Annotated in this window: 16 protein-coding genes; 11 read left to right on the forward strand and 5 right to left on the reverse strand. The window is 56.0% G+C overall.

The window, feature by feature from the left end; genetic code table 11:
- Positions 1–19 precede the first annotated feature (19 nt).
- Entirely contained in the window at positions 20–376 is a 357-nt protein-coding gene (locus tag SJY13_RS22885) for a DMT family transporter (RefSeq protein WP_377194711.1), read from the forward strand.
- 320 nt (positions 377–696) lie between these two features.
- Complete coding sequence (locus tag SJY13_RS22890) at positions 697–900, forward strand: hypothetical protein (protein WP_377194713.1); 204 nt, start codon at positions 697–699, stop codon at positions 898–900.
- 4 nt (positions 901–904) lie between these two features.
- Here the strand turns inward: SJY13_RS22890 and SJY13_RS22895 are convergent, their stop codons facing one another.
- Entirely contained in the window at positions 905–1912 is a 1008-nt protein-coding gene (locus tag SJY13_RS22895) for a replication initiator protein A (RefSeq protein ID WP_377194715.1), read from the reverse strand.
- A 399-nt stretch (positions 1913–2311) separates the two neighbouring features.
- Between SJY13_RS22895 and SJY13_RS22900 the strand changes: the two genes are divergently transcribed.
- Positions 2312–3724 (forward strand): AAA family ATPase, encoded by a 1413-nt coding sequence (locus SJY13_RS22900; RefSeq protein WP_377194717.1) that lies wholly within the window; start codon positions 2312–2314, stop codon positions 3722–3724.
- 77 nt (positions 3725–3801) lie between these two features.
- On the forward strand, positions 3802–4815 hold the full coding sequence (locus SJY13_RS22905) for a ParB/RepB/Spo0J family partition protein (RefSeq protein WP_377194719.1): 1014 nt from the start codon (positions 3802–3804) through the stop codon (positions 4813–4815).
- Positions 4816–4852: 37 nt separating this feature from the next.
- On the opposite strand, the gene SJY13_RS22910 is transcribed toward SJY13_RS22905, so the two are convergent.
- Positions 4853–6187: a hypothetical protein gene (locus SJY13_RS22910; RefSeq protein WP_377194721.1), complete on the reverse strand. Its 1335-nt coding sequence runs from the start codon at positions 6185–6187 to the stop codon at positions 4853–4855.
- Positions 6188–6317: 130 nt separating this feature from the next.
- A complete protein-coding gene (locus SJY13_RS22915) occupies positions 6318–7586 on the reverse strand; it encodes an arylsulfotransferase family protein (protein WP_377194723.1) in 1269 nt (422 codons plus the stop codon).
- 565 nt (positions 7587–8151) lie between these two features.
- Between SJY13_RS22915 and SJY13_RS22920 the strand changes: the two genes are divergently transcribed.
- The 3 genes from SJY13_RS22920 to SJY13_RS22930 are packed head-to-tail and all read left to right on the forward strand — an operon-like array spanning position 8152 to position 11044.
- A complete protein-coding gene (locus SJY13_RS22920; protein WP_377194725.1) occupies positions 8152–9294 on the forward strand; it encodes an arylsulfotransferase family protein in 1143 nt (380 codons plus the stop codon).
- Positions 9291–9554: a hypothetical protein gene (locus tag SJY13_RS22925; RefSeq protein WP_377194727.1), complete on the forward strand. Its 264-nt coding sequence runs from the start codon at positions 9291–9293 to the stop codon at positions 9552–9554. Before SJY13_RS22920 ends, SJY13_RS22925 begins: the two co-directional genes overlap by 4 nt.
- Positions 9551–11044, forward strand: coding sequence for a sulfotransferase (locus tag SJY13_RS22930; protein ID WP_377194729.1), 1494 nt, complete (start codon positions 9551–9553; stop codon positions 11042–11044). Before SJY13_RS22925 ends, SJY13_RS22930 begins: the two co-directional genes overlap by 4 nt.
- Positions 11045–11716: 672 nt before the next feature.
- Here SJY13_RS22930 and SJY13_RS22935 read toward each other — a convergent pair.
- Both SJY13_RS22935 and SJY13_RS22940 read right to left on the reverse strand, forming a co-directional pair.
- A complete protein-coding gene (locus SJY13_RS22935) occupies positions 11717–13621 on the reverse strand; it encodes a hypothetical protein (protein ID WP_377194731.1) in 1905 nt (634 codons plus the stop codon).
- 132 nt (positions 13622–13753) lie between these two features.
- Positions 13754–14761, reverse strand: coding sequence for a hypothetical protein (locus SJY13_RS22940; RefSeq protein WP_377194733.1), 1008 nt, complete (start codon positions 14759–14761; stop codon positions 13754–13756).
- Between the two features lie 468 nt (positions 14762–15229).
- On the opposite strand from SJY13_RS22940, the gene SJY13_RS22945 reads away from it, so the two are divergent.
- The 4 genes from SJY13_RS22945 (at position 15230) to SJY13_RS22960 (ending at position 19842) form a co-directional block, all read left to right on the forward strand.
- A complete protein-coding gene (locus tag SJY13_RS22945) occupies positions 15230–16432 on the forward strand; it encodes an MBOAT family O-acyltransferase (RefSeq protein ID WP_377194735.1) in 1203 nt (400 codons plus the stop codon).
- Positions 16433–16540: 108 nt separating this feature from the next.
- Complete coding sequence (locus tag SJY13_RS22950; RefSeq protein ID WP_377194737.1) at positions 16541–17641, forward strand: hypothetical protein; 1101 nt, start codon at positions 16541–16543, stop codon at positions 17639–17641.
- An 87-nt stretch (positions 17642–17728) separates the two neighbouring features.
- On the forward strand, positions 17729–19597 hold the full coding sequence (locus SJY13_RS22955; RefSeq protein WP_377194739.1) for an HAD-IIIC family phosphatase: 1869 nt from the start codon (positions 17729–17731) through the stop codon (positions 19595–19597).
- Positions 19594–19842 carry an acyl carrier protein gene (locus tag SJY13_RS22960; RefSeq protein ID WP_377194741.1) on the forward strand — a complete coding sequence of 83 codons (249 nt, stop codon included), beginning with the start codon at positions 19594–19596 and terminating at the stop codon, positions 19840–19842. Before SJY13_RS22955 ends, SJY13_RS22960 begins: the two co-directional genes overlap by 4 nt.
- Positions 19843–19855 lie beyond the last annotated feature (13 nt).

Genomic DNA, 19855 nt, shown 5'->3' on the forward strand with positions numbered 1-19855 from the left:
AACACGAAGGAGAACACCTATGTCGCTATACTGGTCTGCCTTGCTCGTTGCGGTCTGCGCGAACATTTGCACCAACGTTTCGTTCAAGCTGGCCGTACAGCAGCTTTCAGGGCCTTTCGACATTCGCACCCTTGTGGCCTCGCCCTGGGCATGGACCGGTCTGGTCAGCGGTTTGCTGCTGCTGAGCAGCTTCATCGTCGCCATCCGCGGCCTTGAGCTGAGCATCGCCTACCCCGCCGTCACGGGTCTTGCGATGGTGGGTATTCTGATCGTTGGTTACTTTCTGTTTTCCGAGACCTTGAACCTGCAGAAAATCGCGGGCATCGGACTTGTCATCGCCGGTGTCTTCGTCCTGTCTCAGGTCAAACAGGTCTGACCGACAAAGTTTACCCCACGTCATCGCACACAGGCGGAGACTTGCACGTTTTAACGGCCTTTTCGATCCCGCATTGCCCGTGTAAAGATTTTACGAAACAATTCGTGCAGGCATCCTGATGCCTCAATAATACGTAGTTTCGAGCGAGTAATGGGGCAGTGCCCCATCGGGTATCCAATAACCAAATTTTAACCCCAGGTGGTTCAAAGTTTTGCCATGATTCCGTGCCGGAATTGTAAATGGGTATTTGCCCATGGCATGGCTGCCGCCCACTTGGGATCGCGCTAAGGCCAAGGCTATAACCTGGAGGGCTTGGAAGAATGCTGGGAATTATTGGATTAGCTGTCCTTGTCGGCCTTGGCGCTGGTGGGATGGCTTTGCTCTCCGGTTATTCCATCCTGATAGCATTGGGGGTCTACGCGCTGTCCGGCTGGCTGATTATCGCAGCGGCCGTCCTCGTGGCCTGCACCGCCCGGTCGATGAAAGCGCGCGCGCAGAAACAAGGCCACGCCTATTCAGGCTGACCCATCAGTCCCGCCCCGCGACCCTCTTGGCCACATATCCCAGAAAGGCCCGTTGCGGATTTCTGATCTGTGGGCGACCCGACGCGGCCCAATAGGCCAGCCAGTCCGCCTCCAGCGCATAAACATCCCGACCCGGCGCCATCGCGCGGGCCTCCTCCAAAGCACCTGACGGCAGCACCGGCTTGTCCAGCCCTTCGACCACCTGACCCCGGCGCGAGAACCGGATCAAGTCGCCCGGCTCTTCGGTCATCTCATAATCGGGCAAATGATCGGCGGCGATCATGTCGCGGATCATTTTGCGAAACACCCGCCGGGGTGAGGCCGAACCCGATTTCTTCAGCAGCACCTCGACCGAGATCCGCCATTCGCGCTGACGCCCGCAATGTTTGCGTGCCAACTCATAGACCCGCCGTTCCAGCGGTTTGCGCAGGCGGAAATAATCCCGGCTGAGGGTCAGTACGGATTTCGCCAGCACGGCACGGAACAGCCAGTCCGACAGTTTCACACTGACGCTGACCATCCGACCCGCGCGGGTGCGGCGGACAATCTCCCAGCTTTCGATCAGACCAAAGCCGGTGGTGGTCTCGGTCTCGCCGGTGACGATGTTGGTGGTGATCCTTGTGCCGGCCAGCCGCTCGAACGCCTCACGCAGGCGCTTGTAGCCGTCACCGCTGGTCTCGCGATTGGTGGCCACCATCAGATCATGCGCCGTAAGATGCAGCACCTGGCTGACAGTGCGACCCGCATTGATCGCCGCCATCAGCTGGCTGATGCAAAAGATCAGGATGTCCTTGTCATAAATCGTCGCCAGGCCGCGCACCGAAGGTGTCACCGTGATCTCGACCCCGTTATGTTGGTAATTCAGGATCCGCCGATCCGGCCGGGTCGAGAGCGAAAACATTGGATGCTCCATCGACCCAAGATCACTCTTGGGTAACGCATCAAAAATATCGCAGACAAAAAAATCGCCCGTTGGATGCCGGTCAGGCAACAACGCCCCTGCCCCGCTCATACTGCCCTGCCCATGTATCCTGCCCGAATCTTCGTTCGTGGTTTTATTGACGCCCACCGTAAAGTTATCCACAGGAAGCGTAAAGCCGCCGGATCGTGGGTTCAGAGTCAGTCCAACGTGGGTTCAGAGTCACTCTTTCGTGGGATCAGATTCACCTAGCTCATCAGAAAACATAAAAATCTGTTTTTTTTCTTATGGTTAGAAGATCTAATAAAATGCTGTAACTACAAGATAACAAGATTCTAACTAAACAAATTTTTGCAACGCGCTATAAATCCACCACACAAACAGCTTTTACCCCTTATTTTTGCTTAGAAAACTCGGTTTTGTGCTCACAATGCTTCCATATGCTTCCTTTTGTGGTATATTGAAAAAAACGCAGCACACAGGCACATTTCAATGCGAGCAAACACATCAGAGGGACTCCCTCCGTATTTCAATATCGATCCGGATTTGGCGCATCAGGAACTTGGTGGCCCCACTGGTACACATGATTTCGCGGACATTTCTGATGCGTGCACTCGGGGCCGAGCCGACCTCGCAAGCCGAGGGTTAGAAGATGACGGTCAGAAAAAGCTGCGCCTGTTTTCAACCTGGGAAATCACCAAGTATTTGATCCCTGTCGCACCCGCTCATTTCCGTCGGGTGCTGAAGGGCAACCCCGATTTGCCGCAGGGCCAGTCGGAAACCGAAGGCGGGGCCAAGTGGTTTACGCTGGATGAAGTCCTGCGCCTGCGCCTGCATTTTGCCTCGGAAGGATCCAAAGCCAAAGAGTACCGCCCCTACCGCCCCAAGGGGCTGCCGGCCAAGATCGTCTCGGTTGCGAATTTCAAAGGTGGTGTTGGCAAGACCTCAACCTGCGCCCATCTGGCCATGTCTGCGGCTTTGGATGGCTACAAGGTGCTGGTTATCGATCTGGACAGCCAGGGGTCGATGACATCGATCTTTGGCGGCAAGGTGACGGATGAATGGCAGACCGTGTTTCCTTTGCTGGCGCGCCACTATGCCACCCATCTGCGCCGTGACAATCAAGGGCGGCTTGACCGGGGTGAAGCCCCGCACCCGATCGACGATACGCTGTCAGACGCGCTGAAAGTCCGCAGCGACAGTCTGATTCAGTCGACCCATTGGCCGAATATCGACCTGATCGGCGCTCAGCTGAACCTCTATTGGGCCGAGTTCCAGATCCCTGTCTGGCGCATGCAGGGCCGCAGCTGGAAGCTGTGGGATGCGTTGACTGACACGTTGGAAGAGGATGGCGTGTTGGACGACTATGACATCGTTTTCATCGATACACCGCCCGCGCTGGGGTATTTGACGATCAACGGACTGGCGGCCTCAGACATCCTGCTGGTGCCCATGGGGGCCTCTTTTCTGGAGTTTGATTCAACCGGCCGCTTCTTCGACATGCTGCACTCCACCTTTCAGTCCATCGAAGACGGTGAGAACATGGCCGCCCGCGCGCTGGGACGGCCCGAGATGGCGTTTCAATGGGATGCGGTGCGCACAGTTATCACCCGCTATGACGGCAGCCAGCAAGCGGAACTGGCGGGGCTGATGCAAGCCTATCTGGGCCGCACCCTGTCGCCTCATTGGCAGGGGTATACAGCGTTGATCGGGCAGGCCGGGGAACAGGTCAATGGTATCTACGAGGCCGATTACCGCGATTTCAACCGCGAGACTTATGTGCGCGGGCGGGAAACTTTTGACGCTACCTATGCCTCGTTTAAACGCCTGCTGATCGGGGTATGGCGGCGCGAGGAACTGGCACAACAAAACGAAGAGGCAGGAACGCCGGAATTGACGTTCTGACCAACATGTTTCGCGCGCGAAACACATCTGTTGTGCTCCAGGACAGAGTCTGATTGGCGCAGGAAAAGGAAAAAGTGATGGCAAAACGCAAACGACTGACCCCTGCCCGTCCGGATTACCTGGATGACACCCGCCCTGCCCCGGGGATGAATTCCATGTTTCCTGCCGACATGCCCCGATCCGCGCCTCCGGTTGCGCAGGTGGCCGGTGCCACAGCCGCCCAGGCCGCACTGGAAGAACTGTCCGAAGAGTTGCGTGCTGCTCGGGCCGAGGGCCGACTGGTGCAGGATCTGCCGCTGGAGGCTATCGAAGAAACCCATCTTGTACGTGACCGTATGGCCGCCGATGACGCCGAGATGGCGGCGCTGAAGGAAAGCCTGAAGACGCGCGGGCAACAAACCCCGATCGAGGTCGTGGAACTGGAAGGCGGGCAATACGGCCTGATCTCGGGCTGGCGGCGCATGACGGCCTTGCGGGCGCTGGCGAAGGAAATAGGTGAGGCACGTTTTGCCACCGTGCGGGCGTTCCTCAGACAGCCACAGAGCGCCTCGGACGCCTATGTGGCCATGGTCGAGGAAAATGAGATCCGTGTCGGGCTGAGCTATTACGAACGCGCTCGGATCGTGGCCCGTGCAGCTGAGCAGGGGGTCTACCCGGACGAGGCCGCCGCCCTGCGCGGGCTGTTCGCATCGGCCAGCCGGGCCAAACGGTCCAAGATCGGGTCGTTTGTCGCGATCTATCACGCGCTGGATGAGCATCTGCGCTTTGCCTCGGCTATTCCTGAACGGCTGGGGTTGTCGATTGCGAAGGTGGTGAAAGAGGATCCGAAACGGACGGGGCGCATTATCAAAGCGCTGGACGCTGCTCCATCCCCGACCCCGGACGCTGAAATTTCGGCTCTAACGCGTGCAATCAGCGCGTCACAACCAAAGCCTGCCTGCCCGGAAACCAACGGGCCAGTGTCAGAGGAAATCGGGGATATCCGTCTGCAGCTTAGCCGCGATGCTGCGAAGCTCACGTTGTCGGGCCGAGGTGTATCAGATGAGCTTTATGCGGAACTGCGCGAATGGCTGCAGGCCTGGACGGCATAGATCTGGGATAGCTAAACCACAGAAACGTGAGGCCTGGTCAATCGCCGACCGCGCCTGAGGCTTGCAACAGCGCATCTGCGTGGACCTGCAAATCTGATGTGACACGCAGAAACTCGGAGATGTTGTTATATGCCAGGAATGGGACGGCAATGACCGCCGTGGTCAGAAAGAACAGGCGGCCTTTTCCAAGCACGGAAAACCCGGCCAGCAGGAACATCGCCGGGACGTAGCTCATGGAATACAGAAACGTCTCATCGCCGTAGAAGAAATGCAGCACCCCTTCGAATAGCAGGTATAAAAGCAAAGCCTGCGCGACCGGCGCATTTCGCCCCGGGGTCAAGATGGCCCGGGTCACACCCGTGATGAACACGATGGCCCATAGCACGAGTCCCGCAAGACCAATCCACGCCAGTGTGTGAATGGGGGAAAACTGTACGGACAGGCGCATCCATTCCGGGAAGACTGGATTGTCTAGAAACGGCACGTCGGGAATGGCGATGGAATAGGCAAAGAAAGCCCGGATTTTATCCAGTGGGCCACCGGCCAGATCGTGCAGGACATAGGCGAATTCCGATTTGAGGCGTGGAATGAAGAAATCCGAGCGCGGAAAGGCGACCCTTTGAAGGGTGAAGACGATCGTTGCGATTGCAAACCCATCGACCAGAATGCGGAAGGCACGTTTGTATGAATTGGAGGCAAGTACGGTCAGAATGCCGGCCATCCAGTTGGTGATCGTCATCGAAAATGCAATCACGCTGGAAATCGACTGCAATATCAGCGGTACCGTTCCGCGCTGCATCAATGTCCCGAAAGCCAGGGCAACCGTCACTGTCAAACCGGCAAAGGCATGCACCTCTGGTATGGGCATCCAGAAGATAGCTGCGCTGGATACCGCGCCCAGAGCCGTGAAAACAATGGCGTCAAAGCGGGGCAGGCCAAGTCCTCGGAACCCACCGAACAGGGACGCACTCCAAAGGCCTGCCGTTGCTGAGAGTACGCCGAGAACGGCCAGCCGTTCAGAGAGACCCGCCACGATCAGCGCCTTGGTTGGCGTGTACATGATTATAGCCTGCAACGGGTGGACATTGGTTCGATAATTGTTGGCATAGCGATCCAGCATCACCGGATGCACCCGGATCAGATCGGCCTCGAACCAGACCCATGCATCGCGGTTCGGGTCGATCAAGGCCAGAGGAATCTGGCTGGCCAGAAACCAGTACCCCATTCCAACCAAAAGGCTGATCACAAAAGCAAGGCCCAGATCGGCCCGGCTGGCGACAAGCCAGGCTTTGAAACGTCCGAGGTTTTGGGAAAGCTTTAGGCGCGTATCAGGAATGTCGTTGACAATTTCGCTTAGAATTCGTCGCAGCATTCGTAACCTCAAACCCCAAAATAACGCAAAACAGTTTTAGTTAGACACCAATCACCTGAAATCCTACCCCTTAAGTTATCATCGGAGAGAGGCACTTGCCTGTGTTTCGCGCGCGAAACACTGTCTGATGTCATGGGCAGTTCCAAGCGGCCACATCTTCTGCTGTTATTGGGTATCTGGTTGCTTCCATCACCTCGGGCACATGATTTGCGTCATACCGGTCCATGACCCATTCCCAGACGGGTTCGCCCGCGCTGGTCACCTCCAGCGCCCTACCTGCGCGGGATTCGGTCAGCAGCAGATTGCCGTTGGGCAGCTTTTGCCATTTTCCCGACCATTTGGTGTAGAATGGCTGGTCGGGCAGTGTGGGAAAGAGGATGGCGCGTTCTTGCGTGTGGGGTTGTATTGCGACCACGCGCGATCCACCCTGAAGATCACCACCTTCGGTTCGGTCAAAATTGTTGTCGAAGATGCCGATCCATCCATCACCGATGAAATCGGGATCGTGCTGAAACAGCGTGTCTGAATAGGTGTGCCATTTCACCTTCAGCGTCTCTGGATCAAGAACCATGACCATGTGAAGATCGCGCAGGGACACGACGATGTCGCCCGCATCGAACAACGGATATTCATCGGCCATGCCCGGTGACAGCTCTTCTATGTCGTTGAGGTGAAAGATGTCGCCATTATAACGCCTGCCCGTTCTCAGATACACGTCGCTTAGACCGTTTTTCTCAAACACTTCGATCGAGCTGATGGATTTGAGAACCTCTCCATCGGCGTTTACTTTCATGAAGTAATCTTCGTAGACGGGGAAGGACAGGATTTCCAAAAGCTCTTCCTCCCGCCCGGCGCGGGAACGTAGTTCCTGATTGCCGGACACCCAGAACGAGCCGTCATCATTCGCTGAGATGGAGTGATGCGCCCGTGGCTCTGACAGGGCCCACAACACGTCGCCGCAGGCCGACATCCGAGCGATCCCGATGAATTCGAAGTTGAACAGGATGTCGCCATTGGGAAAAAGATACGAGCCGTGAATGTATGGGTAGTTATGCCGTCCGCCAAAAATCTCGCCCGGATCGGGCGCCCAAGAATGCAGGACGGTGCCGGAATCATCAATCAGCCGGACACCTGCATGCCAGTCGAATTCCGGAAAATACGATGTGATCAGCGTTGAGCCGGGGGCAACAGCGGTGGCATCGTGAACGCGGACACCTTCAAAATCATACCGCACCGGCATCAGCCGATCAGGCTCCTTCATGAAGGCTTTGACTTCTTCCCATGCCTGAACGGCGATCCTGTAAGGGGCCAGATACAGATAGGCAGATACAAGTCCCGCCAGGAACGTGATTGCCAACAGACAAGCCAGCGACAGCAATGCAAGTAGGCGATCAGACATAATCACAGAACCCCAATCTACAGATCTATGGGGCAACGTTGGATTTTTGGTTGGCGGCGATCAAGCTTAAATCCACGCGAAGCGCTTGTTTGGGGGCGCGCCGGTTATGATGTGGGGCTTTTTGCCGAGTATTTGACAGGCGGTTCCCGCTTTGGGCGCTGCAACTTCAAAAGTGCCTGATCAAGCAACAATCCAGCGGATTTCGCGACATAGTCACGAAAGTCTTGCAATATGGGCGCCGGATGTTCCTAATTTTTGGCCAAGAGGTTTAGTCTTAAACCGCAAGGCGGATGCGTTACCGGGTATTAAGTTCAGTGTTAGAGGGTTTGAGGCGCACATAATGAAGCACTTCGTTGAAAGACTGCCTGAACGGTTGTTCTGGACTTGCCTGTTGCTCGCCATCGTTTGCGCATCCATCCTGTATGGGATCGTTGCGCAAATGAAGCAATGGCCGCCGGCTCCTCAGATTCGGCTCGTGTACAGGACGGTGTTTGTCGAACAGTCCCTAACAGGAGCGGCTTTTCATAAACATCTTCAACCCTCTCGCGGGCAGGGCGATGGCGTCATGGTCAACAACGCAGCGGATCGAAAGGACGCCATCTTGCTGATGGGGTTCTTTGACGGCGAGAACCAGGCACGGCTTGTGAGCCGCGATGGCAGTGTGATCCGCAAATGGTCCTTGAATTACTTCGAACATTACCCCGATGCCCGAACTCGCCCCTGTGACGGTCTTGGCACCCCTTTAGAAACAGATGTGCACGGGGCACTGCTGACGCCGAAGGGCGACCTTGTGTTCAGCTACGAATATTGCGGAACCGCCAAGCTGGATCAGTGTTCCAATCTGCTCTGGGCGCTCAACGAGCAATCTCATCATTCGCTGGTGACGTCTGAACAGGGCGGATATCTGACGATTGGCCGCGACGACTGGACCGCCGCCGAGGTTGCCGATCGGTTTCCGCCTTTTTTCACTGCGGAAACGGATGCGCCGATCTGGGAAGATGTGGTGCTGAGGCTTGACGAACAGGGGCAGGTTCTGGAACGGATGTCGATCCCCGACATAATCATGGACAGTGGCCTGACCGCGTTGCTGACGGCCAACAATCAGGACTTCAAAACGAGGGGGGTGACCCGGAGCGAGTTGCTTCACGCCAACAAGATTGATGAACTGCCGTCGGACCTGGCTGACAGGTTCCCGCTGTTTAATGCCGGGGACTGGGTTGTTTCGATGCGGGGGCTGAACCTTGTCATAGTTCTGGACCCGGCCACGCGAACAGTGAAGTGGCATCAGACCGGCCCCTGGATCCGGCAGCACGATCCCGAGTTTCTCCCGGATGGAAAAATCTCGATCTTCAACAACAACGCATACCTGACGTCTTACACGCGGAGTGACAAAACACGGCTGGATGCGCCTCGGGATACCAACATCATGACCATCGACCCGGTCAGCCGGAAGGTCGAGGTTGTTTTCGGCAGCAAGCCCGGTCAGGAGATGCTGTCGGTCATCCGGGGACAGCATGAGATTCTGGACGATGGTGGAATTCTGATCACCGAATTCGACGCGGGGCGTGTGTTGGAAGTGGATGGTGCTGGCACTGTGGTCTGGGAATATGTCAATAAATACGACGACGAATTTGTGGGTGAGATCACCAATGCAAAACTCTACCCATTGAGTTATTTTGAAACTGATTGGAAGGAATGCACGCAATGAAATGGTTTACGAAAACCTGGGCGGGGGGACGTCTGATCGCGCTGTGGCTGTTCGCAGGGGTGCCGTTTCTGATGCTGGCAAGTCCGGCGCACGCCTATATCGGCCCCGGTGCCGGGCTGGGGGCTATTGCGGTCACGATCGCCGTGGTGCTGGGTGGTATCTTTCTTATGGTAGGACTGGTCTGGTTTCCGCTCAAGCGACTGCTTCGCGGCAAGAAAGGCCCGGCTGACGCAGGCAACGAGACCGACCCGGCGCAATGATACAGGCCATAGCCGTTTCGCTGCTGGCCGTTGCGGGGTTCATTATAGCCTTGTGGTGGACGAACATCGCGGAAATTGCCCACAAGATCGTTGGCGCAAGCATGGCAGGCGTGGCTGCGTTGTTTGACAACCAGTTGTCTGACGATGCCAAGGAAGCTGCGGCACGGCGGGCAGGGGTGCAGCTGATCCTGGGCGGCCTGAACCTGACATGGCGTATTGCTCTGGCGCTGGCTGCGGCGGGACTGCCTATCCTGCTGGCCGATTTCGCTGGCCTCGTGCCCGGCAGCGCGGTTCTGGATGTCATGCTGCGACTGGATTACATCGTCATCGTGTCGGTCCTGGCGTTCGCAGCGGTCAAAATCGTCAGCCGCCTGCGTCGCAGCGAAACGCCGCACGAGAATGGCGGGTCCCAATATTCGCCGGTGGATCAATTCGTTCACAACCTAGCCTTTTCGGGCCCGACCGTTCAGAAAGCAGCCGCACGGATCGAGGCGCGCCTGATACCACGCCCAGCGAAGCCGGAAGCAGCGAAACCCATTTTCGTGACATCCCTTGCGCGAGGCGGCACCACAGCGGTTCTCAACGCGCTGCATGATGCGCCCGAAGTGGCGACGCACACTTACCGGGATATGCCTTTTGTGACGGCCCCTGTGCTGTGGAATAAGCTGGCCGGTGGCCAGAGGCGGGGCGTGCGGCGGCAGCAGCGGGCCCACGGGGACGGAATGGAGATCGACCTTGAGAGCGCAGAGGCCTTTGAGGAGGTCATCTGGAAAATGTTCTGGCCGGAAAGGTACAAAAGGTCGTCGATCGCGTTGTGGAAGGTCGCGGACACAGATGACCAGGCCGACCGGTTTCTGCGTCACCACATGAGCAGCATTATCCGGGCGCGCAATGTGCAGGCCGGGTCACAGAGTGTTCAGAAAACGCGCTATTGCTCGAAGAACAATGCCAACATTGCCCGGATTCCTTATCTGCTAAAATCCTTCCCTGATTGCAGGATTGTTGTTCCGGTGCGGCGTCCTGAAAGCCACGCAGAGTCCCTGCTGCGGCAACACGACAACTTCAGCAAATTGCAGTCCCTGGACAGTTTTGTGACCCGCTACATGGCCGATATCGGCCATTTCGAGTTCGGAAATCTGCATAAACCCTTCCTGTTTCCCGGCTTCGAACCGAAACAAAAGGACACCCACACGCCGGATTACTGGCTGCAATACTGGACCTGCGCCTTTCGCGACCTGCTTGCATATAAGGACAAATGCATCTTTCTCCTGCAGGACGATCTGCGCGCTTCTCCTCAGGCGGCGATGGAGGGGTTGTATGACGCCCTTGACCTTTCGCCTGATGGCCAGGATTTCGAACAGTATTTTCATTCGAATCCTGACGTGGCTGCCGCGAAACATTTCGATCCCGCCCACCTGCAGGAAGCGCATGATATCTATGGGGCATTGGAAGAAAGCGCCCATCGGGACTTGCTGCGAAACGTGATTTGAGACTGGTACGAGATCCAGGGCGGATAGAACCAAAAATCTTGGGAAGTAGGTTCCTGCTGACCTGCTTCGATCAGAAGAAGTCATACATTTAATCGCCGAACCTACCTACCACAATGCGGCAGCAGTCAGCCCTGCCACACCCGCCGCGTAAGCGGCGGGAAATCGAGCGCTCTGAGGCCCGCAGGGAATGCCATAATGAACTTGATCGTGCCGGAAAGTGACGGGCCTTTTTGGGCAACCCATGCGATGCATGGCTGTCCTGCGCCGGTCCATCGACACCCACGCCTGCTGGCAGAAAAAGGGGCGGGCCCCCTTTCCCCGGCGTGGAGATTGCCTCCAAGAGAAAAACTGTTCCGCGGGTAATTTGAGAAAATTAGGATTTCTAAAATCACCCCCGGTTTCCTCTTGGAGAGTATGACTGGATGGATGATGATCGACGCGATGAGACCGAGGACGTCGACACATGACAACGGCGGCTGACCTGTTTGAGCTTGCCTTCCGGGAAGCGCAGAAAGGGATCGACCAATCCTGGGCGGGTCTGGTGACTGGCTGGAATGTAGTCCAGGCTCTTATCAGTGTGATTGATTTTTCCGGTGAAAGCCGGAACTTCGCTAAGGCAGTTCTCATCAAAATGGAAAGACGCTGCGCACTGTTGTCAAAGCCGGTGCTTAGTCACGGATTATTTCGGTTCGTGGGGGGCAGGAAAATCTCTTCCAGTGTGCGGGCGTCCTTAGCTTTATGTTTGACAGCCCAGTGCGCCCCAGGTTCCGCGCCCGTGCTCTCAATGCTTAATGCCGAAAATGGTTCGCCTGCCGTTTCTATAAACCGATGGCAAAGACCGTTCATCTCAGTGGCCAGGGCCTGCGAATAAAAGCGATGTTGCCTGAACTGCGCCCCGGCCTCATCCATCTGAGTGACAACGATCTGACCGTTGCCGGGATCTATGTCGGCGCAGGTTTGACCAATCAGAACCGCTATAGTGCCCGAATAGCACAACGCACCGTTCCTGCCTGCGCCCAACGGAAAGCAAGTGGATTTTGCCGAAAGGGGAGCGGACGCTTCGAGACAGACGAAAAGCGTGCCTTCGGCCATGAAAACAGAGCTTCCTTCCGGGAAGGCCCTACAGGGTTTTGGGGGGGCCAGCACCGATCCGGCATAATCCGTCGCGCCATAGAGGATCTGGAAAATGGAATTCATGTCGATGTCGCGGCCAAACGTGCTTGGGGTCTGAAAGCTGCCGAATCTTTGGTTCTGATCGGCGGGGCCGCCAACAGAGCGGATCGGGGTCGATTTGATATCAAACCCGTCAATAGACCGGGCTTGTTTCACAATCGCCTCGGCAAGATCAACATCCTGTTCTGCAACACGCTGAAACAAAGGCCAGATATGCGATGAGGCCACCGCCTGACCAAGGCCAAAGACCAGCACCAGGGTCAACCCCCCTGCCGGGATCAGCCGGGCTGCGGGGCGCCCCGCCAGCCCATTTGCAAAGACCGTGGTGCAGGCCAGAACGACGCCGGCAAAGACAAAGCCCATGAACCCGATGGTTCGCCCGATCAGGTAGGGTTCCGGATAGAGGAACCAGATCAGAACCGGCAGGATGAAAAGCGCGCCGTACCCGCCCAGCAGCACCCGGACCGCCCCGAACCATCCCCCGCCTGAAAAGGCGCGTGGCGCAACAAGCGCACAAGCGGCCGCCATCAGCACTGCTCCGCAGGCCGCTGCAGCCGTGAGCAGGAAAATACCGCGATACGGGTGGGGCATACCCACAAGCCCGCCGCTGTGAATCCGCCTTTCAATCCGGGGCAAGGCGGACAGTTTCTCAAGGATCACAGTTTGATCTACGCCACCCGAGAAGCGAAAATTGGGGATGAGATCAAGAACCGAAATGGTGGCCCGCAACTGGAGTTGATACAGCACCAGAGCAACCACCGAGGCGGCAAGGACACGACAGAGGCAGAGCAGGCTGTCCCAGTGGCCGTACCGGTCAACGCGGATCAGCACAATGACCGGGACCAGAAAACCCAACAGCGCATAGCTCTGATAGAAGCCGATCGCGATGGCCAGAAGCTCGGCTGCCACAATGACCCGCAAGACCAGACCCCAGGGTGAAGTTACGTGCGCGGGCGCAATCAGCGTCATGGCCCCCACAGACGCCAAAAGACCCAGGCAAAACCAAGGAGCCTGCGTTTGAAAATGTAAAACGGCGGTCAAATAGACATGTGAAAACCCTGCCAGAAAAACTAGCAGAACAGACGCTATCGCCATCGCCGGTCCGGTCGGCGCAACAGCCATGTGCGCGATCAGAACCGAGATGGCGAACAAGGCTGCAAAAAGAATAAAGATCAGAATGGCAATTGGCGTGTCCCAGCCAAAGAGGACCTCATGCGCCCAATGCGTTGCCCAGCGGCCATGCACTTCGGCAAATCCGGTTTCGAGACCGGCGGCAAACCTCCATTCGTCGGGGTTGAAGCCTGATTGCGCGATACCAATCCCAGCTGTTGGCAGGAACATGAGGGCTGCAACAACCGCCGCCGCAAGATACAAAGCCCAGAATGGGGCTTTGGCACCGTTCATCTTTCAACCGTATAAATCGACACCATCAAGCAATATCTTCCTGCAAAGCCGACCCCAATTTTAGCGAAATTCAGAGGCATTTCAAACCTGTCAAAGCTTAGTTGAAGGACCGCAATGTGCTGTGTCGGGGGATCAATTCGGGGCAATCACGTCGACAATTGCATCAGCAAGCTTTTGATGGCCCGCTTCCGACAAATGCCCATCCGGGAAAAGATAATCGCCCGCATCGAGTATGTCCGGCGTATGGAGAATCTGTAAGTCAGATACCTTTGATCGCAAAAGGCCAAGATTTGGGGCGGTCGAGAGGACCTCTGTGAAATGTCCGCCCCGGCCACCTGTGTTTACATCGAAAACAATCAGTTGTGGCGGGGTGGTTCCCCAATCCCAGTTAGTCAGAACTTCGATCAGAACATCGGGATCTTTCAGCTCAGCCATGGGCAGTTCGCTGTCTTCGTCTTCGCCCTCGCCGCCGCCGAACCGCCCGCGCACCTCCTGAAAGAGGGCGGGCAGATAGTGCCCGAAGCCTCCGCCTGCCTCTTCGTTTCCGGCGACAAGTTGCGCATAGGTTTCTTCCGGCATGGCCGACAGCGTACCTTCAGAAAGATAGCGGCGGTTTTCGTAGCCGTCATTGTCGCTGTACTGGATAATCACCGTCTTAAGGTTGCTGCGGTCGAGACGGTTCAGCGTCATAAGCTCTCGGGCGGTGCCATAAGACGACACACCGGTATTCAACGTCTTGCGCCCGGTTTCCGCCTCGATAACGTCAGCAAAGGTCTTCCCTTGCCTGACACCCCAACCCATCGCCTGGCTATCGCCCAGAACCACGATCTCGGGCGCATCAAGGGAGGCTTCGCTGTCGCGATAGCCTGCCGAATTCACGTCGAGCTCAGTTGAGAAGCTGGTATTTTCAAAAACGCAGCTTCCGGGCCGCAACGTGTAGCTCAGATCAGAGTCGTAACGCGCACAATCCGGCAGGTATTGCACATACGAGACATTCGCCCAGTAGATTTTCCGGACCAACCGATCAACGGAACGGATACCGGTCGGAGAGTCCCGTGCAACAAGCCATGCAAGCGCGGCTTCTAGGCCAACCAGAAGCACCGCAAGGATCAGGATGTTGATACCAATGACGCGCCACATCCGGTTTCAGTCCAACCCGCAGCCGGTTTTGTTGTCTATAGCCTTCGACTGGTCCTGAACCTCAATTCGCAACACCGCAAACCCCTTAACAAAGTAGCATCATGCCCATAACACAGAACGCCGATTCAAGGGAATGGCGTTGTCTATGATGCAGTAGGCCAGCCGCTTTTGTCTGGCCTCTTCACGGCTCTCCTGCGGTCCGGGCGGGCGCTGGGTCGCGCTGCATGATACTCGTCCCGGAGTGTCTCTCATCTCTTTTCCAGAGAAAGTGACAATGAAGTCTGCGCGGAAATAACACAAGGATTCCAATTGACTTGTTCAAAAATGCGAAGAAACTAGCAAGCAATGTGCATGTTAGTGGTCCGGTTTTTTACCTAAAATATGCTGTTTTAAGGTCTGATTTGTTCGGGATTCAACACGTGGGAAAGGGTTAAGAGTTTTCTTTTTTGAGTTTTATTCCAGAGTGTTATGTTTATTGATCTGCTGTCTTGGGAATTTCTGTTGTTTTCGGCGTTTACCATCATTCTGGTTGCGTCTTCGACCGGGTATGTGCGGACGGTTGGCTTTCTTAGCGCCAACATTGCATTCATTTTTGCGCTTCTCGGCCCAATCGGTTTGGCCTCGACTTTGCTCTTTTCCGGTTTGGGGTGGGCGCTGACCCGTGTGCATCTGACGGCATCCAGAGGGGGGGCAATTCTGTCGGCGACCCTGCTGATCCTCGTTTTCATATACATGCTGGATTACGAGTTCCTGGGATTGTTCCTGCCTGACGCAGTGCGGTTATCATTCCTGCAAACAGTAGGTCTGAGCTTTCTGTTGTTTCGTATCCTGCATGTGATGATCGATGCCCGGTCGGGTGTCATCGACCGCATCGATCCCGCCATTTACTCGAACTATTTGCTGGCATTCACCACGTTCATGATGGGTCCAATCCAGCGGTATCAGGATTTTCGCGACCAATGGGAAGACCGAAGCCGCGCCATTGAGATGACGTACGAGGCCCATCTTGATGCCGGACTGAGGATACTCTGGGGGCTGGTCAAAGTTTACGTTATCGGAACGCTTTTCTTCCGTTTCGCGCTTCAGCCTAATACCGATGTCCTTGCGCTGAGCCTGAGTGAATTCTGGGTTCAGTTGGCGGCCTTCTACTTTTTCCTCTACATGAATTTCTCGGGCTACTGCGATGTAGTGATCGGTATCGGCAGCCTGATGGGCATTCGCCCGCCAGAGAATTTCAACAACCCGTATTTAGCTCAGAACATTGCGGATTTCTGGCTGCGCCAGCACCGATCTCTGACATTGTGGTTAACCGACTATGTCTTCAACCCGGTGTATAAAAAGGCGCTCAGTTCCAGTTCTTTCGCCAGTCTGCCGCTGGCTGCCGGTATCATTGCTGCCATGCTGACCATGCTTGTCTCGGGCCTCTGGCACGGCACCACAATCGGGTTTTTGATCTTTGGTCTTGTGCACGGGACGTGGCTCGCCATCTACCGGATATGGGATCATGTCCTGACGGCGCGTTTCGGCAAGAAGCGGTTGCGTAAGATCAGGGCAAGCTGGCCCGGACGGGTTGTCGGAATGGCGATTACATTTCACGCGGCCGCTTTTGCTTTCCTGTTCTTCCAGTTGGACACGCAAAGCGTGGTTGCGCTTTTGAAAGGCCTTATGTGATGTGGTCGACCCTTTTTCCCAACCGGTCTCTTCGGGTGACACTGAAGATCCTCGTCGCGGTTAGCCTCATCAGTGTCCTTTTTGTTTTCTCCGCGACGGAGGTCGACTTTGTCTACACGGGTTTCTAGGAAACTGCGCCTCTCGGTCGCGGCCCTTAGCACTATTGGGGCCATCGTTGCACTGATCTTCACAGGGTTTGTCTGGCTGGCCATCAGCGCCGAGCGCAATTTGTATATGTTTCCGTTCAAACAGGAGGATTGGTACCGCTTTCTATTGCCGTCGCAGTTTGTGGCGCAGGGCAAGCCGGTCATTATGCTGACCGGACCGTCCACGATGCGCGAGAACCTGCGTTGGGGACAGATGCAGGAAGCTTTTCCCAACTATCACATCTACCAGGGCGGTATTAGCCTTGGAACAATCGAAGACGTGATGATTGCGCTGAAGCTCATCGAGTTTGCCTATGGTGAAGATGCGTTGCCGGACTATGTGATCCTTGGTCTTGGGCCCCGGTTTGTTGCGAACCTTCCACCCGAGCGGCCTATGAAAACGATTGTCGATACCTACAGTGCCTGGTCGATTACTACTGGTCCGAATGGGGTCGTGCTGCAAAAAAAATCTGCGTTTGGTGCCGTTTTGGCCAAAATGCGGTTCATCGGCAAGCAGCCCGAGCGTTTCCGCACTGCGCTGCGTGCGTGGGCAGGGCATTTCGGACGTTCCGTCGAAGAATGGCCGCTTGGTGAAACCATCTTGCGCAAGGCCGGATTGCTGAACTTCTGGAAAGCCCGCGTTCAGAGGCAACTCCGCTCCGTTTCACCGTATAAATTCGCCAGAACCGCTGGTCTGAGCGAGGCGGACCTTGCCGTCTATATGTCCGGCAGCTGGTGGGAATCCGTTTTCGACTGGGATGCGCGTGCGAATGGTGACGCTGCATCTGAGCGTTTACGCCAGCTTATGAAGTTCCTCAGCGAGCACGGAATTGGTGTGGCGGTCGTCAATATGCCGGAAAGGTCATACTCCCGCGATCGTTTTGCTTTCGAGTACGACGACTACCTCGGGGTGATCCGAGATGGTGTTGGCGGGGCGCCGTTCCTCGATCTGAGTACCTTCACGGACGATAGTGAGTTTTTCGACGCTGAACATACTTTACCGAAAGGATCGCAGCGCCTGACAGACCGTGTCATAGTTTGGGTGCAATCGTTACTGAAATAACGTATATAAGTAAGAGAATTGGATTCCGACGCTACTGCGATTAATGATATTGTTTGAATAGGTACCCTAAATTTTGGGGGTGGGTAAGTGGTTTTTGATGTTAGGGCCGGGCGTGAGTATACCGGCATAGATGCCGCCTGCGATACAGCGCGGACTCAGGTTCTGGGTGCTCTTCGTGCAACCGAATCCATCCAGGATTATCTCTCTTTGTGCCGCAAATGGCGCAAGATCGACCGGGTCACCAGCGAAGACGGGCGCAACGAATTGCGGATCGCGCTTCTGAGCGGCGCGACGACGGATTTCCTTGAGATTCCTCTTCGCGCCGAACTCGACAGCTTTGGTATCCGCGCCCGCATTCACCGCCCGGACTTCAACACCCATGTCGCCGAGCTTCTGGACCCGGCAAGCGCGACTGCCAGTTTCATACCGCAGATTGCAATTCTTCTGCTTGGGCTGCCCGACATCACGGAATGGCCTGCCGTGGGCGACACAGAAGCAGACGTGGCGATTCTGGCCAACCGGTTCGTCGACCTGTGGCTGAACAACATCTGCATAACGTTCAACCGGGAAACCGGCACTGACATCATACTTGGCAACCTGCATCTGCCGCCGACATCCGTGACCGGTCATCTCAGCCGTCGTCTTCCTTGGGATCGAACCAATTTCGTGCGCCGGATCAATCAGCTATTGGCTGAACAGGCTCCGAAATTTGTCCATACATTAGACGTGGAACTTCTCTCTGCCCGCCACGGGGTCCAGCAATGGTTCGACCCCCGTTTTTGGTACCACGCCAAGCAACCCGTCTCGTTTGACTGCATGATTCCGCTTGTGCGCGACACGGCGGGGATCATCGCAGCCATCTATGGCAAGACTTCGAAATGTATCGTGCTTGATCTCGATAATACCCTGTGGGGCGGCGTTGTCGGGGATGACGGAGTGAATGGTATAAAGGTTGGTCAGGGCAGTGCGGAAGGTGAGGCGTTCCTGGCTTTCCAGAACTACCTGCTAGAGCTGAAATCACGGGGCATTCTGCTTGCCGTGGCCTCAAAAAACGAAGAAGACAACGCGCGTGCGCCGTTCGACAAGCTGGATGACATGGCGCTGAAATTCGCCGACTTCGTTTCGTTCAAGGCGAACTGGGGGCCCAAGCCGGATAGCATCGCGGCCATCGCAAGAGAGCTGAACATCGGGCTCGATGCGATCGTCTTTGTCGATGATAACCCGGCGGAACGTGCCTTGGTGCGGCAGAGCTTACCGGAAGTACGCGTGCTGGAACTGGGCGCAGACCCTTCAGAATACCCAAATCTTCTCAGCCGGTCGGGCTGGCTTGAGACGATCGAGATTACCAGCGAGGACCGTAATAAATCCGAACAATATGCCGCCAACCGCTCGCGCACGGAGCTTGCGGAAAGCGCGGTGGATTATGACAGCTACCTGCGCTCGTTGAACCAGAAAGCCGTGATCCGCCCGTTCGAGCCAGAGCATCTGGACCGGATTACGCAGCTTATCAACAAAACCAACCAGTTTAACTTGACCACCCGGCGGCTGACACGATCCGAGGTCGAGGCGTTAGCCGCCAGTGACACCGCTCTCACCGCCTATATGAGGTTAAAGGACACCTTTGGTGACAATGGCATTATCAGCGTTGCCGCCGGAACGGTGGACGGCGACACGCTTACACTCGACCTTTGGCTGATGAGCTGCCGCGTTTTCAAACGGGGTGCCGAATTTGCAATGGCGAATTATCTGATGCAGAAAGCCGCGCGTCGCGGGATTTCGCATGTCAGGGGAATCTATCGGTCAACGGCAAAGAACGGTCTGGTCGAAAACCTCTATGCCGACCTCAATTTTGAGAGGGACGGTATTGCGGAAGATAACGCCACAAAGTGGACCCGAAACCTTGCCGGGTTCGAGCCGTTTCCAGTTAACATTGAAATAGTGGAGGATTTTGCGTGACCGAGAGTGAGGTATGGCAGCGCTTAACATCGGTCTTTCGGGACGTCTTCGAGGATGACGAGATCACATTGAGCCCCGAGACCACTGCTGAAGATGTCGAGGACTGGGATTCGCTGACGAACATCCAGTTGCTGATTGCCATCGAGAAAGCCTTTTCCGGGCTTGAGTTCAGCACCGGAGAGGTTGCAAACCTCCAGAATGTGGGTGATCTGGTTTCGGCGATCACAAAGCGCGTTACAGTCTGACGTATCCAGGAAG

It is taken from the genome of Ruegeria meonggei, assembly GCF_042768335.1.
GTDB classification, from domain to species: Bacteria; Pseudomonadota; Alphaproteobacteria; order Rhodobacterales; family Rhodobacteraceae; genus Ruegeria; species Ruegeria meonggei.

Bases quoted from the DNA above. Each gene is read 5' to 3' on its own strand.
- SJY13_RS22900 (WP_377194717.1), top strand. From the start codon at position 2,312: ATGCGAGCAAACACATCAGAGGGACTCCCTCCGTATTTCAATATCGAT.
- SJY13_RS22895 (WP_377194715.1), bottom strand. From the start codon at position 1,912: ATGAGCGGGGCAGGGGCGTTGTTGCCTGACCGGCATCCAACGGGCGAT.
- SJY13_RS22885 (WP_377194711.1), top strand. From the start codon at position 20: ATGTCGCTATACTGGTCTGCCTTGCTCGTTGCGGTCTGCGCGAACATT.
- SJY13_RS22945 (WP_377194735.1), top strand. From the start codon at position 15,230: ATGTTTATTGATCTGCTGTCTTGGGAATTTCTGTTGTTTTCGGCGTTT.
- SJY13_RS22915 (WP_377194723.1), bottom strand. From the start codon at position 7,586: ATGTCTGATCGCCTACTTGCATTGCTGTCGCTGGCTTGTCTGTTGGCA.
- SJY13_RS22930 (WP_377194729.1), top strand. From the start codon at position 9,551: ATGATACAGGCCATAGCCGTTTCGCTGCTGGCCGTTGCGGGGTTCATT.
- SJY13_RS22910 (WP_377194721.1), bottom strand. From the start codon at position 6,187: ATGCTGCGACGAATTCTAAGCGAAATTGTCAACGACATTCCTGATACG.
- SJY13_RS22925 (WP_377194727.1), top strand. From the start codon at position 9,291: ATGAAATGGTTTACGAAAACCTGGGCGGGGGGACGTCTGATCGCGCTG.
- SJY13_RS22905 (WP_377194719.1), top strand. From the start codon at position 3,802: ATGGCAAAACGCAAACGACTGACCCCTGCCCGTCCGGATTACCTGGAT.
- SJY13_RS22935 (WP_377194731.1), bottom strand. From the start codon at position 13,621: ATGAACGGTGCCAAAGCCCCATTCTGGGCTTTGTATCTTGCGGCGGCG.
- SJY13_RS22920 (WP_377194725.1), top strand. From the start codon at position 8,152: ATGGTCAACAACGCAGCGGATCGAAAGGACGCCATCTTGCTGATGGGG.
- SJY13_RS22940 (WP_377194733.1), bottom strand. From the start codon at position 14,761: ATGTGGCGCGTCATTGGTATCAACATCCTGATCCTTGCGGTGCTTCTG.
- SJY13_RS22890 (WP_377194713.1), top strand. From the start codon at position 697: ATGCTGGGAATTATTGGATTAGCTGTCCTTGTCGGCCTTGGCGCTGGT.